Source organism: Tsukamurella soli (genome assembly GCF_039541155.1).
Classification (GTDB): Bacteria; Actinomycetota; Actinomycetes; order Mycobacteriales; family Mycobacteriaceae; genus Tsukamurella; species Tsukamurella soli.
Map to the genome: position 1 here is coordinate 1 of NZ_BAABFR010000121.1, position 13,732 is coordinate 13,732.

The 13,732-nt window shown below is 68.7% G+C and carries 15 protein-coding genes; 1 reads left to right on the top strand and 14 read right to left on the bottom strand.

Annotation, left to right across the window (positions count from 1 at the left end):
* Window positions 1-673 precede the first annotated feature (673 nt).
* Complete coding sequence (gene mscL, locus ABD908_RS23775; RefSeq protein WP_345000702.1) at window positions 674-1,075, top strand: large conductance mechanosensitive channel protein MscL; 402 nt, start codon at window positions 674-676, stop codon at window positions 1,073-1,075.
* Window positions 1,076-1,182: 107 nt separating this feature from the next.
* Here mscL and ABD908_RS23780 read toward each other — a convergent pair whose 3' ends face one another.
* The 14 genes from ABD908_RS23780 to ABD908_RS23845 all read right to left on the bottom strand — a co-directional run bounded on the left by ABD908_RS23780 (window position 1,183) and on the right by ABD908_RS23845 (window position 13,150).
* Window positions 1,183-1,908: an MspA family porin gene (locus tag ABD908_RS23780; RefSeq protein ID WP_345000704.1), complete on the bottom strand. Its 726-nt coding sequence runs from the start codon at window positions 1,906-1,908 to the stop codon at window positions 1,183-1,185.
* A gap of 93 nt (window positions 1,909-2,001) precedes the next feature.
* Window positions 2,002-2,691 carry an MspA family porin gene (locus ABD908_RS23785; protein WP_345000706.1) on the bottom strand — a complete coding sequence of 230 codons (690 nt, stop codon included), beginning with the start codon at window positions 2,689-2,691 and terminating at the stop codon, window positions 2,002-2,004.
* Between the two features lie 391 nt (window positions 2,692-3,082).
* Window positions 3,083-3,802, bottom strand: a complete 720-nt coding sequence (locus ABD908_RS23790; protein ID WP_345000708.1) for an MspA family porin — start codon at window positions 3,800-3,802, stop codon at window positions 3,083-3,085.
* Window positions 3,803-3,859: 57 nt separating this feature from the next.
* Window positions 3,860-4,528, bottom strand: coding sequence for an MspA family porin (locus tag ABD908_RS23795; protein ID WP_345000710.1), 669 nt, complete (start codon window positions 4,526-4,528; stop codon window positions 3,860-3,862).
* 463 nt (window positions 4,529-4,991) lie between these two features.
* Complete coding sequence (locus ABD908_RS23800) at window positions 4,992-5,723, bottom strand: MspA family porin (protein WP_345000712.1); 732 nt, start codon at window positions 5,721-5,723, stop codon at window positions 4,992-4,994.
* Window positions 5,724-5,816: 93 nt separating this feature from the next.
* Window positions 5,817-6,506 carry an MspA family porin gene (locus ABD908_RS23805; protein ID WP_345000714.1) on the bottom strand — a complete coding sequence of 230 codons (690 nt, stop codon included), beginning with the start codon at window positions 6,504-6,506 and terminating at the stop codon, window positions 5,817-5,819.
* 566 nt (window positions 6,507-7,072) lie between these two features.
* The gene (locus ABD908_RS23810; RefSeq protein ID WP_345000717.1) at window positions 7,073-7,237 is read right to left on the bottom strand and encodes a hypothetical protein; all 165 of its coding nucleotides are present in this window, start codon (window positions 7,235-7,237) and stop codon (window positions 7,073-7,075) included.
* On the bottom strand, window positions 7,237-7,854 hold the full coding sequence (locus ABD908_RS23815) for a MogA/MoaB family molybdenum cofactor biosynthesis protein (protein ID WP_345000719.1): 618 nt from the start codon (window positions 7,852-7,854) through the stop codon (window positions 7,237-7,239). The genes ABD908_RS23810 and ABD908_RS23815 overlap by 1 nt, the downstream gene beginning before the upstream one ends.
* A 14-nt stretch (window positions 7,855-7,868) precedes the next feature.
* Window positions 7,869-9,359: a S1C family serine protease gene (locus tag ABD908_RS23820; RefSeq protein ID WP_345000721.1), complete on the bottom strand. Its 1,491-nt coding sequence runs from the start codon at window positions 9,357-9,359 to the stop codon at window positions 7,869-7,871.
* Entirely contained in the window at window positions 9,356-10,960 is a 1,605-nt protein-coding gene (locus tag ABD908_RS23825; protein WP_345000723.1) for a HAMP domain-containing sensor histidine kinase, read from the bottom strand. The genes ABD908_RS23820 and ABD908_RS23825 overlap by 4 nt, the downstream gene beginning before the upstream one ends.
* 68 nt (window positions 10,961-11,028) lie before the next feature.
* Window positions 11,029-11,715 carry a response regulator transcription factor gene (locus ABD908_RS23830; RefSeq protein ID WP_345000726.1) on the bottom strand — a complete coding sequence of 229 codons (687 nt, stop codon included), beginning with the start codon at window positions 11,713-11,715 and terminating at the stop codon, window positions 11,029-11,031.
* A 185-nt stretch (window positions 11,716-11,900) separates the two neighbouring features.
* Window positions 11,901-12,557 carry a trimeric intracellular cation channel family protein gene (locus ABD908_RS23835; RefSeq protein ID WP_345000729.1) on the bottom strand — a complete coding sequence of 219 codons (657 nt, stop codon included), beginning with the start codon at window positions 12,555-12,557 and terminating at the stop codon, window positions 11,901-11,903.
* A 75-nt stretch (window positions 12,558-12,632) separates the two neighbouring features.
* On the bottom strand, window positions 12,633-12,806 hold the full coding sequence (rpmF, locus tag ABD908_RS23840) for a 50S ribosomal protein L32 (RefSeq protein WP_345000731.1): 174 nt from the start codon (window positions 12,804-12,806) through the stop codon (window positions 12,633-12,635).
* 80 nt (window positions 12,807-12,886) lie between these two features.
* A complete protein-coding gene (locus ABD908_RS23845) occupies window positions 12,887-13,150 on the bottom strand; it encodes a type B 50S ribosomal protein L31 (protein WP_345000734.1) in 264 nt (87 codons plus the stop codon).
* Window positions 13,151-13,732: the final 582 nt, after the last annotated feature.

The window sequence follows — 13,732 nt, forward strand, 5'->3', positions numbered from 1 at the left end:
CAACTCCTTGGCTCACAGAACGACATGGCTACGATCCGACTTCTGCGCGCAGCGATCGGACCACCGCGCCGACGTCGGCGCCCTGCCCGCCGGACGGCGCCAGGGCGAGAACCGTGACGAGCAGCGACTTGCGGCCGACCACGGCGCACGTGCCCGTGCGGGCGCCCGCCGTCGCGTCGCAGATATCGCCGGCGAATCCCGCGTCCGACGAGGTGGCGCCGGTGAAGTGGGCGTCGATGTGGGAGTACTGCAGCTCGCGCAGCCGGCGCGGTGCCGCCGTGGCGAAGTCCTTCAATCCAGTCGTGAGCTCGGCGATGAGGACGCCGCCCGACCTGTCCACGAACTTCAGGATGTCGAAGTCACCGGTGGGTACCCGGTCCCAGCCGGCGGGGGCACGGAGCGTCACGGATGCGCCGGCCGTCCTCCCGAGGCGGTACGGCTGGTCGCCGACCGGGGTGCGCGGCGTCGGTGTCACAGCCCCGAGGGCGTACCACCCTCCGACCAGAATCGCCACCACCGCGACGGACAGCACGGCGACCACGGTGTCCAGGGTGCGGGAACGCGTCACGCTCGATCCTCTCGATCTCGGTTCGGCTCCGTCGCGGGCGAACACCTCTTTGGTTGCTTAAGATCATTTCGATCTACTTCAGTGCATTCCGAACGGAGACCAAGCATGCTCAAGGGCTTCAAAGACTTCCTGATGAAGGGTAACGTGCTCGACCTCGCGGTCGCGGTGGTCATGGGCGCAGCCTTCACCGCGATCGTCAAGGCGTTCACCGACAACATCGTCCAGCCGCTGATCGCCTCGATCGGCGCATCGCCGGCGAACTCCGGGCTCGCGTGGATGATCAAGGCCGGCAACAAGGCCACCGAGGTCAACCTGAGCGCGGTGATCACGGCGATCGTCAACTTCATCCTGATCGCTGCAGTGGTGTACTTCCTGCTCGTGATGCCGTACGAGCGGATCAAGGCGCACGCTCTCAAGACACAAGAGGAGCCCGCCGCCGCCACGGAGGCGGAGCTGCTCGTCGAGATCCGCGACCTGCTGGCACGGGGAAGCGACGGGACGAAGTAGCGCCGCAGCGCTCCACGACGAAGGGCTCCACGACGAAGGGGCGGCACCCGGTTGGGTGCCGCCCCTTCTCGTGTCCCTAGCCGGCTGTCAGCGCAGGGGTGCCGCTATCAGCCGAGGGTGAACGGCTTGCCCCACAGGGTCGCAGTGCCCTCACTGGCACCGTTCTTGGTGGACACGTCGCCGGTCACGTACACGACGAACCGGGCCTGCGCGTAGCCCGCGCAGCCGTCCACGCCGATCGTCGCGTCGCTGTACGCGAGCGAGCCGGAGTCACCGGTGAACGAGAAGTTGTTGGTCGGGGCCTCCCAGCCCTGGTCGTTCGAGACGTCCGGCTTGAACGCGTCGCCGGGCTTCGGCCAGGTCGGCTTGTCCCAGGTGAGCCACTCGTAACCGATACCGCCCGTCGACAGCGACAGCGCCGCGCCGCTGCCGCTACCGTCCGCGGAGATGGTAGCGCTGGGCGTGATGTCCGCCCCGCTACCCCCCACGCCGCTGAGGCCGACGCTGGCGCTGTCGACGGCGATCTGGCAGCCCACGATGAACGCGGCCTTCAGCGTGCCGTTGCCGGGCGTGGGACCGTTGATCTTTGCACGCACGACGCCGCTGGCCCAGGCGTTGCGGCTGGTGGGCAGCGCCACCATGCCCGGCGACAGCTTCGCCGACTGATGGGTGATCGTCACCACGATCGAACCGCCACCGGGCAACGGCTGCACCACCCGACCGTCCGGCAACGGGATGTACGTGTCCGCATTCGCGGCACCGCTCGACAAGGCACCGAACGCGGCACCGACAGCGGCCACCACGGCGGCGCCGCGGAGGATGGACTTCTTCATAAGGATTCCTTCGGTGGTATCACCGGGCCAGCACAGGCCCGACGGTGGGAAAGCTGATCTCGAACGGGGAACAGGATTACCGGCAGGTCCGGCTCAGCCCAGGCTGAACGGGGCGCCGTACAGGAAGCCCTCGACACGACTGTTACCGGTCAACTCCAACCAGGTCACAACCCGCGCCTGCGCATACCCCGAGCACGGCGAGTAGTTGATGTCGTAGTCCTTCATACCCACGTTGAACCGACCGTTACCCGTGATGTTGACGCCGTCGATCTGCGCCGTCCACGGGTACTCCGCCGACGAACCCCACGCCACACCCTGCGTCGTACCCGGCGTCAACGGAATCGACAGACCACCGGTCGCACCACCAGCGACACCCGCCGACGGCGACACACCCGTGGTCCCCACACCCAGACCCGCAGTCGGCCCACCCGTGGCACCAAACGACGCCCCGATCGCATTCGGGAACTGGCAACCCGAGATGACATACAGGTTCAACGTCCCGGACGTGCTCTTGTCACCACCACTGACATCCACATGCGCGTTCGACGTCACCCACGTCGTCCGCGTCTGCGCCGTCGCCAACGACGGCAGGATCTTCACGTGATTACCCGTCGAACTCAGCACCACCCGAAGACTCGAACCGGTCAGCAGGTTCTTCGTACCGTTCGGCAACGGCACATACGTATCCGCATTCGCCGCACCCGACGCCAACGCACTGGCCGCCGTCGCCACCACCGCCGCAGCCACACCGACGCGGACCGCCGCCTTACCCACCTTGCTCATACATTCCCCTCACCAGGAGTCTCCGACGGACGGACCGCCGGCATAGTGCCGGTCCCGCGGGGTTCCTGTAGAGGTCTGAGCGTTGGTCACGCCGACATCAACCCGCGGGCAATACGCAAGCCCACCCCGATTCCCGACGCAGGCCACGAGCTCGCCACCATAGGCGAGCCTGTGAGAACCCTAAGGGATGAATCAGGGCCAGGCAACAGTTGAATACGTTCGTAACAGAGGCCAGGTAAGGGAATGGCTCCTATCACTTCACGTAACGTGACCGTTATTCATTTGTCAGAAGGATTCTGACTGTCTCCTGTAGCTTCTGACCTGCGCCTCGAGTGCAGATCCGGTCTCTAGCGGATACCGGGCGCAGCCCTGCGGCCACGCCCGATCCGAATCACCCCAGCGTGAACGGCTTGCCCCAGAGCACCACCGTGCCCTCAGCCTTGCCGACCTGCCCGGTCACGTAGGTGTAGAAGCGCGCCTGCGCGTACCCGGCGCAGCCGTCCACACCGATCGTCTCGTCCGAGTACGACAGTGAGCCCGAGTCACCCACGAACGGGAAGTTGTTGGTGGGCGCCTGCCAGCCGGTCCCGCCGCCGCTGCTGGGCTTGAACGCGTCGCCGGCCCCGGGCCACGTCGGCTTGTCCCAGGTGAGGTTCTGGGCGCCGATGGTGCCCGCCGACAACGAGATGCTCCCGCCGGTGCTCGCGGACACGCCGGCGACCTGATCGCCCTTGTCGGGCGGGCTCGACACGATCGGACCCGAGCCTCCGGCGCCGGCGGAGATGTTCGCGTCGCCGACGCTGATCTGGCAGCCGACCACGTAGCCGGCCTGCAGGGTGCCGTTGCCGGGATCCTTGCCGGTGATCTTGGCGTGCACGGTGCCGGACACCCACGCATTGCGGGTGGTGGGCAGGGCGACCATGCCGGGTGACAGCTTGGCCGACTCACCCGTGAGGGTGACGGTGATCGTGCCCGCGCCGATGCGCTGGACGGTCTTGCCGCCGGGCAGGCGGATCAGGGTGTCTGCATTCGCCGGGCCAGCGGCGAGCGCCGACAGGCCGAGGCCGGCGACGGCCGCCGCGGACGCGGCGCGGATGACGTGCTTCTTCATGTGTTCCTCAGGTATTGACGCGACACACCAGGCCGCGGGGGACGGTGACGGAGGGAATCAGCCGAGACTGAAGGGCTTGCCGTACAGGTAGCCCTGCACGCGGTCACTGCCCTTGAGCTCGACCCAGGTGACGACGCGGGCCTGCGCGTATCCGCTGCAGTTGCCGTAGTTCACGTCGTAGTCTTTGAGTCCCACACTCCAGGTGCCGTCACCGGTCACGGGGACGTTGTCGAGCACCGAGGTCCACGGGTACTGGCCGGCGTTGCCCGTGACGCCCGAGGTGGTACCGGGCGAGAGCGGGATGCCCAGGCCGCCCGACACTCCGCCGAGACCGGCCGATGCGCCCGCATTCGGCCCCACGTTCGCCGCGACACCAGGCCCGGAGATCCCGATCGACACACCGATCGCCCCCGGGAACTGGCAACCCGAGACCAGTGAGAGGTTCAGCGTCCCGTTGACATCCTGTCCGGCGCCCTCGAGGTCGAGGAAGCCGTTCGTCGTGACCCAGGTGGTGCGCGTCTGAGCCGTGGCCAGCGACGGCAGGATCTTCGCGTGGTTGCCCGTGGACCGCAGCACCGCACTGAACCGGCCCGCCGCGGCAACGTTCTTCTTGCCGTCAGGTAGCGGCACAAAGGTGTCCGCGTTCGCCTGACCAGCCGTGACTGCCGCAACGGCAGCGGCCGCAACAAGCGCGACACCCGAGCGGGCGGCCAGCCTTCCCCTCATACCCACCAACAAGCTCCCCTGCACTCGGCGGCGGAGTGGATCATCACCCCACCGATCTCGTTCCCCCGGCGCCTGCGGCCGGTTCGCCCGTAGTAATCCCACGATTACGACAAGGTAATTGAAGAGTAACATATTCCTGATGGATTACTGGGCATAGATGGGCATATAGCCCACGCTCGGAGGACTTGTAGGCTTGAGCTATTGGCGAAACCTTCGATTCCAATAATTATGTCATCACTGAGTAATCAGTCAGCAAAGCCTCGGTGCCCGGTCGACCGACCACAGCAACGGCTCGGTCGTGTTCGCCGGGATGCTCATCAAGGCTGACGCCGCGCGGCCGCAGTGTGGACCGGGTCGCCATGCGGAATGATCACTGCGGGCCACCGAACACGACGCGGGGCGGTGCCGTTACGGCACCGCCCCGCGCGAAGGACGACCGGCAGACCCGGCCTCCGGATGGATCTCAGCCCAGAGTGAACGGCTTACCCCACAGGGTCGCCGTGCCCTCACTGGAACCGTTGCTGGTAGCCACGTCGCCGGTCACATACGTGAAGAACCGGGCCTGGGCGTAGCCCGCGCAACCGTCCACGCCGATCGTCGCGTCGCTGAACGCGACCGACCCGGAGTCACCGGTGAAACTGGACCACCTGTTCGGCTTCTCGAAGCCCTGGTCGTTCGAGACGTCCGGCTTGAACGCCGCGCCGGGCTTCGGCCAGGTCGGCTTGGCCAAGGTGAGCCACTCGTAACCGATACCGCCCGTCGACAGCGACAGCGAGCCTCCGCTGCCGCTACCGTTCGCGGAAACGGTGGCGCTGGGCGTCGTAGAGATCGGCGCAGTGGCCCCTCCGGAGCCGCTGATGCCGAAACCGACGCTGTCGACGGCGACCTGGCAGCCCACGATGAACCCGGACTCGAACGCGCCGTTGCCGGGCGTGGGACCGTTGATCTGCGCGCGGATGACACCGGAGACCCAGGCGTTGCGGCTGGTGGGCAGCGCCACCATGCCCGGCGACAGCTTCGCCGACTGATGGGTGATCGTCACCACGATCGAACCGCCACCGGGCAACGGCTGCACCACCCGACCGTCCGGCAACGGGATGTACGTGTCCGCATTCGCGGCACCGCTCGACAAGGCACCGAACGCGGCACCGACAGCGGCCACCACGGCGGCGCCGCGGAGGATGGACTTCTTCATAAGGATTCCTTCGGTGGTATCACCAGGCCAGCACAGGCCCGACGGTGGGAAAGCTGATCTCGAACGGGGAACAGGATTACCGGCAGGTCCGGCTCAGCCCAGGCTGAACGGGGCGCCGTACAGGAAGCCCTCGACACGACTGTTACCGGTCAACTCCAACCAGGTCACAACCCGCGCCTGCGCATACCCCGAGCACGGCGAGTAGTTGATGTCGTAGTCCTTCATACCCACGTTGAACCGACCGTTACCCGTGATGTTGACGCCGTCGATCTGCGCCGTCCACGGGTACTCCGCCGACGAACCCCACGCCACACCCTGCGTCGTACCCGGCGTCAACGGAATCGACAGACCACCGGTCGCACCACCAGCGACACCCGCCGACGGCGACACACCCGTGGTCCCCACACCCAGACCCGCAGTCGGCCCACCCGTGGCACCAAACGACGCCCCGATCGCATTCGGGAACTGGCAACCCGAGATGACATACAGGTTCAACGTCCCGGACGTGCTCTTGTCACCACCCCTGACATCCACATGCGCATTCGACGTCACCCACGTCGTCCGCGTCTGCGCCGTCGCCAACGACGGCAGGATCTTCACATGATTACCCGTCGAACTCAGCACCACCCGAAGACTCGAACCGGTCAGCAGGTTCTTCGTACCGTTCGGCAACGGCACATACGTATCCGCATTCGCCGCACCCGACGCCAACGCACTGGCCGCCGTCGCCACCACCGCCGCAGCCACACCGACGCGGACCGCCGCCTTACCCACCTTGCTCATACATTCCCCTCACCAGGAATCGTCGAGGCGGCCCCTCGGTTAGGGGCCGCCCGGCGACACCCAGGCACAACAAAACAAACCCTTGCTGTCCATGGGTGTTGCGAACTGCGTATAGCGCGCCCCGGCACGTCCGGTCCGCGATCGATGCTCCCGGGTACCAGAGGGCTCTCCGTACCGGTTGGTCGGCAGCATATCCACAGCAAAACCGGAGGAGCAACCGACGGAATCAGTCCGATTCAAGCAGGTCAGAGCCGCTGTGACCGCGCTTACACCGCGTCGCACGCAGTCGACCTGCCACGATAGCCATACTGCCTACTTCGCCACACTATATATATACCTAGGCGAGGCGCCGATGTCGCTCGGAATTCATGGAGATAACTTCATCCATTAGTCTTTGGCATCACGGATTCGTAGTGTCCCCGACAGCCAACCGTCGGCCGGCCGTCACCCACTCGTAAGACCCTGCACCGTCGCGGGGTCCACCCCGGACAGACGACGAGGCCGCCCCCGGTCAGTCCGGGAACGGCCTCGTGTACGGATCGTGAGTCGGTCAGACGGTCACGGCATCAGTGGTGTGGCGGGCGGTTGTCGGCGATCCAGCGGTCTCGCTCACCACCGCCGTCTGCCCGCGCATCGTCGCTCGCCTGCGCCGCGTCGCGCACCTGCTCGGGGAGCTCCTCCCCGAAGACCCGCGCGACATCGTCCGCCGACCATTCGCGACGCCCGGGCACTAGTCCGCCTGGTCGTCCGCGCCGGCGACGTGCTCGATCACGTGCACGGCCAGCGGCGTCAGCGTCGCCATGCCGTCACGGATCGCCGCGCGCGAGGACGCCAGGTTGATCACGACGGTGCTGCCGGACACCCCGGCGAGGCCGCGGGACAGACCCGCGTCAGTCGCGCCCGCGGCCAGGCCCGACGAGCGCAACGCCTCGTCGATCCCGGGCAGCCGCTTGTCGAGGATCTCGGCGGTGGCCTCGGGCGTCACGTCGCGGGCGCCGACGCCGACACCGCCGATGGTGACGGCCAAGTCCACGCCGCCGATCACCGCGGTGTTCAGGGCGTTGCGCACGGCGACCTCGTCGGACGGGACGACGACGACACCGTCGACCACGAACTGCGCCTCCTCGAGCAGCTCCGTGACCAGTGCACCCACCGTCTTCCCGTTGGCCGCCCGGCCGCGGTCGTCCACCGGGCCGCGGTCGTCGACCACGATCACGAGCGCGTGGCCCAGCGTGTCCGCCGGCGCGGCGTCCTCGTCGGCGAGCTCCGAGACGGTGTCGTCGGACGGCTCGGCGATCTCGCTGAGCCACTCCGGTGCCGCGGCGAGCGCGCCCCTGTCGTTCGTCATATCAGTCGTCTCCTCTAACCCAGAGTGTCGAGCGTGACCTTGGCGGTCGTGGAGCCGCCACCAGGCGGGGTGTACGTGATGTCGACGGCAGCACCCGGTGCGAACGAACGTACCGCGCCGATCAACGCGATGCCGTCCGGGATCGGCAGATCGTTCACTTTGGTGATCACCGAACCCTTAGGGATGCCCGCGCGAGCGGCCGCGCCATTGGCCGCGACGTCGGACAACACGGCACCGGGCTGGGTCGTCGAGCCCTCGATCTGGACGGTGACGCCCAGCGCCGCGTGCGTGGCCTTGCCGCCCGTGATCAGCTGCTGCGTGATCCGCTTGACCTGGTTGGCGGGGATCGCGAACCCGAGGCCGATCGACCCGGCCTGCTGGGAGGCCTGGCCGTCACCGGTCGACTGCCCCTGCAGCGATGCGATCGCCGAGTTGATGCCGATCAGCTCGCCGTTCATGTTGACCAGGGCGCCGCCCGAGTTGCCGGGGTTGATGGCCGCATCCGTCTGGATCGAGTCGATCACCGTGGTCTGATCCGACGACTTGCCGCTGGTGGCCACCGGCCGGTTGAGCGCCGAGACGATGCCGCTCGTGACCGTTCCGGACAATCCCAGCGGGGCGCCCACGGCCACGACGTCCTGCCCGACCGCCAGCTTGGAGCTGTCGCCCACCACGATCGGGGTGAGGTCGGTGCGGCCGACGCGGATCACCGCGAGGTCGGACACCGCGTCGGTACCGACCACGGTGGCGGGCGCTGTCGTACCGTCTGCGAACGTGACGGTGATCGTGCCGCCCGGCGCCGAGCTCTCGCCGCTGATCACGTGGTTGTTGGTGACGATCAAACCGTCCTTGGTGAGCACGACACCCGATCCCGTGTCGCCCTGCTGCCCCACCGAGTACTCGATCGAGACCACCGACGGGAGCACACGGCTCGCGACGTCCTGCACCGAGCCCTTGACCGCGGGGGGCGCGGCCCCGTTGTTCTCAGCCACCGTCATCGTCGAACTGCTGCCACCGCCCGAGCCGCCGGACACCGCCGCACCCACGAGACCGCCGCCGATCGCGGCGATCAGCGCGATCACGACGGCGAGGGTCACGAGCAGCCCGGCACCCGGGCCCTTGCGGCCGGGCGCCGACGGTACGCCCTGGGGCGGCTGACCGGGCGGTGGGTAGCCGGGCCCGCCCTGCAGCGGCGCGGTCGGGTTGTAGCCGCCCTGACCCGACGGTGACGGGTACCCCCCGTACACCTGCTGGCCGGGCTGCCACCCCTGCCCCGGTCCCGACTGGCCCGAGCCGGGTAGACCCGCGCCTGACTGACCCGGTCGGACCTGGCCGGGTTGCCCCTGGTCCGACTGGCCCGTGCCCTGCGCGCGGTACGACTCGTAGGCCCACGGTTGCGCGCCCTGCTGCGGGGTCCCCGCATTCCCCTGCGCGCCACCGTCGTGCCGCCCATGCTCGGAGCCACCGAACTGCCCGGCCTGCCCCGGGCCACCACCCTGTGTCATGTCTCCATCCTCGTCTCGTCCGCCTCGGCGACGGGTTCTGAACATCCAGTCGTAGCGATCGTCTCGGCTGAGCGATCGCCCGCCCGGTCCCCTCCGGCTGTATCGTCACCGACTACTCTGCGAGCGTCCCCTGTGAGATCGCTGGCAACGCGATGTCGTTTAGTCGGCAACGATATGCGAGGTAGTTGCCGTGCGTCGCGGTTCACCACGCGCGCCGGCCGACCCCCCTCGATCGGCGTCCCCGGCAGCTGCAGCGCGACGAGCGCGCCGCCGGTGTCCGAGTCCCCCACCGTCACCGTTCCGCCGTGCCGCAGCACCACCTGCTTGACGATCGCCAGGCCCAGCCCTGAGCCGGGCATCGCCCGCGAGGCCATCGACCGGTAGAACCGCTCGAACACCAGATCGCGGTCCTGGGCGGGGATGCCCGGGCCGCTGTCGGCCACCGTCAGCACCGCGCGCTCGACCCCGGTCTCGCGCAGCTCGACGCGCACCGCGCCATCGTCGGGCGAGAACTTCGCGGCGTTGTCCAGCACGTTGATCACCGCCCGGGACAGCCCACCCTGGTCGCCGTAGACGCGCCACGGGGCCGTGGTCACCTCGAACTGGACGTCGGGGCGGCGGCGCTGCACCCGCTCGACGGCCTTGACCACGATCTCCTCGAGGTCGACCTCCTCCTGCACCGCCTCGGGCGCGTCCTCGCGTGCGAGGTCGACGAGATCGCCTATCAGTGTGGTGAGCTCCTCGACCTGCGCCAGCACATCGTCGGACAGTTCCTGCATCTCCTCCTCGGGGATGGTGGGCGCGCCGGGGCGACGGGTGGCGATCAGCAGCTCGACGTTGGTACGCAAGCTGGTCAACGGGGTGCGCAGCTCGTGGCCCGCGTCGGCGACGAGCCGCGACTGCCGATCCCGAGACTCGGCCAGCGCGGTGAGCATGGTGTTGAAGCTACGGGTCAGCCGGGCCAGCTCGTCGCGCCCCACGACGGGGATCGGCGTGAGATCGTCCGTCTTCGCCACCCGCTCGGCCGCCTCGGTGAGCCGCTGCACCGGCCTGAGGCCCCCACGCGCCACCGCGGTACCGGCCACGGCGGCCAGCACGACGCCGCACGCACCGACCACGAACAGCACCACCGCGAGTTCGCTGAGCAGGTTCTGGGTGGGCGTGAGGTCCTCGGCGACGATCAGCGTCACCCCGTTGTCGAGGTGCTGCGCCAGCACACGCGTGTCACCCACCGACCGCAGCGACGAAGTCTCGGTGCCCGCGATCACCGCGCGCTCGGGCGCGCCCAGCGGGACGCTGCCGGAGTGGTACGGCGTGCCGTCCGGGTACACCACCATCGTCCGGTTCACCGACAGGTCCGGGCGGAACATCAGCATCATCATCACCGTCGTGAACTGGGTGACCGGCGTCGACATCGCCGGCGTCACCGAGTCCATCTGCTGGTGCAGGCGGTTGTCGACGTCGGCGTACATGGCCCGCTTGACCACGAAGAACGCCGACGCCGCCATCACAGCCACCGCGACCCCCACCACGATCGCGGCCAGCAGCGTGACCCGCCACCGGAAGCTGACCTTGCGGGTGAGCGGGTTGGGGTCACGCATGGGACGACGGTGCCGGGCGTCGGCATGGGCCTGCGCGTGGCCGGCGAATGCCCGGCCCGCGCCAACCGTCACGGGGGTGTTTCGCGGAGCACGTACCCGACGCCGCGAACGGTGTGGATCAGGCGCGGCTCGCCGCCGGCCTCTGTCTTGCGCCGCAGGTATCCCACGTACACCTCGAGCGCGTTACCCGACGTGGGGAAGTCGTAGCCCCAGACCTCCTCGAGGATGCGGCTGCGGGTGAGGACTCGCCGAGGATTCGCCATGAGCATCTCGAGCAGGCTGAACTCCGTACGGGTGAGGCTGATGCCGCGACCGCCGCGGGACACCTCGCGGGTGACCGGGTCCATCGACAGGTCCTCGAACTCGAGCACCTCCGACTCGGCCGCGATGTCGGGGGACGCCCGACGCAGCAGCGCCCGCATGCGGGCCAGCAGCTCCTCCAGCGCGAACGGCTTGGGCAGGTAGTCGTCTGCCCCCGCGTCCAGCCCGCTGACCCGGTCGCTCACCCCGTCACGTGCCGTGAGCACGAGGATCGGCAGGTCGTCGCCCTGACTGCGCAGCCGACGGCACACCTCCAAGCCGTCGACGCGCGGCATCATCAGGTCCAGCACCAGAGCGTCGGGCCGGCTACTCGCGATGTGGTCCATGGCGTCCTGACCGTCGAACGCGGTCTCCACCTGATAACCGTTGAACGTGAGCGACCGGCGCAGCGACTCGCGCACCGCCCGATCATCGTCCACCACCAGAATGCGCATGGCTCCCAGTCTTACCGAACAGGCTTGTGAAATGCCTGAGACGCGCTTTTCCCCCGCCGGATCGATTCGGGGACCGTCAGCGACTCCATCCCCTCACGGCGCCGACGCCTGTCGAGGGTTCGGGGGCTCACCGACGGTCCGGGCTCACCGACGGTTCCGACGCCTACCGCCGCTCACCGGCCCCGTCACCGTCGGCGGATCAGCCGCACCAGCCCGTCCCGCGCCCGCCCGATCACGTTCTGCGGGGCGACGGGCACCCGCCATCCCTGCCACAGCGCGAGCAGCCGGAACCCCGACGCCAACCCGGCGCCGGCGATCAGCGACCGGGTGTCGGTCGCGCCCCACCAGGATGACGCCACCGTGACAGCCGCACCGGTGAGCGCCGGAATCGCGTACAGGTCGGTGGACTGCAGCAGCAGCGGAACCTCGTTGACGAGGATGTCGCGCAGGATCCCGCCGCCGGCCGCGGTGGTTATCCCGATCAGCGCGGAGGCCAGTGGGGACGCGCCGTGATGCAGGGCCGTCAGCGCCCCGGTGGATGCGAACAGCCCCATGCCCAGCGCGTCGAGCACCACGACCGACATCCGCAAGACGGAGAACTGCGGGTGGAACAGGAACACCAGAAACGCGGTGGCCGATGCGACGGTGAGGTTCTGCCAGTGCTGGAACGACGCGGGCGGGTCGATCCCCAGCAGCACGTCGCGCGCGACACCGCCACCCACCGCGGTCAGGGCGGCCACCGTCCACACGCCGAAGGCGTCGAGCCGTTTGCGCACCCCGATCAGCGCGCCCGAAGCGGCGAATACCGCGATGCCCACGTAGTTGAGGACATTCAGCAGCACCGGCGCCTCCGGGAGTAGAAGCGAAGGGCGGGACCGGCGAAATGCCGGCCCCGCCCTCAGCGGAAAGACTCGAGACTAGCGGCGGTCGAGATCGACCAGGCCCAGCTTGGCCGCGCGCACGAGGCGGCGCGGAACCAGGTGGGTGCGGCCACCGACGGTGACCTCCTGCAGCTCGGGGTTGTTCGCCTTCCACTGCGAGCGGCGGGCACGGGTGTTGGCCCGCGACATACGGCGCTTGGGTACAGCCATGATCTCTTCCTATCGGTCTGGTGTGTAAGCCTTCAGACGCAAGCGGAGAAGGGCCCACCAACGTCACCAAGGGTCGAACTCTACCGTCTGGCGGTCAGCCCGCCAAAACGGCGGTACTTCTCCTCGAACCGCTGCACGCGCCCAGCGGTGTCCACGACGCGCTGCCTACCGGTCCACAGCGGGTGCGAGTCGCTGGTCACGTCGACCGTGATCAGCGGGTACGTGACGCCGTCGATCTCGATCTCCGTCGCCGAGGTGGCGGTGCTGCGCGTCACGAAGACCGTGCCCGTCGATGCGTCGCGGATCGCCACCGGCCGGTAGTCCGGGTGGATTCCCTGCTTCATTCTCCAGCTCCTTCTCTCTTCGTGGTCTCCCGCGTGGACTCCGCGAGGACCTCCGTCTCGCACGGGTCGACGTGGAAGTTCCCGAACGGGTCGTCCCAGCCCGCCCACACGCGCGGCCCGGCGGCGAACTCCGCGTCGGTCACCAGCGCCCACTCGAGCGCCCGGATCACGGCCTCCGGGTCGGCGCCGGCCACGAGGACCACGAGGCTCGAGTGCCGGGGTCCGTGGGTCTCGTCCCACAGCAGCGGGTCGGTGCAGGCGTCCCACGGGCCCGCGAGCCCGACGCGCAGCCCCGCGCCCGCCGACTCGAGCCACAGCATCGCGTCGGGTCGGGTCGCGAGCCACAACCGCCCACGGGCGGTGACGACACCGTCGAGCAACACGTCCACCGCCTCGTGCAGGCGCCCCGGATGGAACGGGCGCCGGGCGGCGACGTCGAGGAGGCGCACGTCACCGTCGGGCTCGAGCGGCGGGTGCCCGGCGAGCAGGGGCGCGAGCGGGCCGCGCTCCCCGATCCGCGCCGGGCCGACCACACGACCGAGGACGCGCGGCAGCGGCACAAGTCGGATCGTAGCCATGTCG

Excerpts from the sequence above, each read along its gene's own strand:
- ABD908_RS23805 (WP_345000714.1), bottom strand. The coding sequence starts at position 6,506 with ATGAGCAAGGTGGGTAAGGCGGCGGTCCGCGTCGGTGTGGCTGCGGCG.
- ABD908_RS23785 (WP_345000706.1), bottom strand. The coding sequence starts at position 2,691 with ATGAGCAAGGTGGGTAAGGCGGCGGTCCGCGTCGGTGTGGCTGCGGCG.
- ABD908_RS23780 (WP_345000704.1), bottom strand. The coding sequence starts at position 1,908 with ATGAAGAAGTCCATCCTCCGCGGCGCCGCCGTGGTGGCCGCTGTCGGT.
- ABD908_RS23815 (WP_345000719.1), bottom strand. The coding sequence starts at position 7,854 with ATGACGAACGACAGGGGCGCGCTCGCCGCGGCACCGGAGTGGCTCAGC.
- ABD908_RS23800 (WP_345000712.1), bottom strand. The coding sequence starts at position 5,723 with ATGAAGAAGTCCATCCTCCGCGGCGCCGCCGTGGTGGCCGCTGTCGGT.
- rpmF (WP_345000731.1), bottom strand. The coding sequence starts at position 12,806 with ATGGCTGTACCCAAGCGCCGTATGTCGCGGGCCAACACCCGTGCCCGC.
- ABD908_RS23825 (WP_345000723.1), bottom strand. The coding sequence starts at position 10,960 with ATGCGTGACCCCAACCCGCTCACCCGCAAGGTCAGCTTCCGGTGGCGG.
- ABD908_RS23790 (WP_345000708.1), bottom strand. The coding sequence starts at position 3,802 with ATGAAGAAGCACGTCATCCGCGCCGCGTCCGCGGCGGCCGTCGCCGGC.
- ABD908_RS23830 (WP_345000726.1), bottom strand. The coding sequence starts at position 11,715 with ATGCGCATTCTGGTGGTGGACGATGATCGGGCGGTGCGCGAGTCGCTG.
- ABD908_RS23795 (WP_345000710.1), bottom strand. The coding sequence starts at position 4,528 with ATGAGGGGAAGGCTGGCCGCCCGCTCGGGTGTCGCGCTTGTTGCGGCC.
- ABD908_RS23845 (WP_345000734.1), bottom strand. The coding sequence starts at position 13,150 with ATGAAGCAGGGAATCCACCCGGACTACCGGCCGGTGGCGATCCGCGAC.
- ABD908_RS23820 (WP_345000721.1), bottom strand. The coding sequence starts at position 9,359 with ATGACACAGGGTGGTGGCCCGGGGCAGGCCGGGCAGTTCGGTGGCTCC.
- mscL (WP_345000702.1), top strand. The coding sequence starts at position 674 with ATGCTCAAGGGCTTCAAAGACTTCCTGATGAAGGGTAACGTGCTCGAC.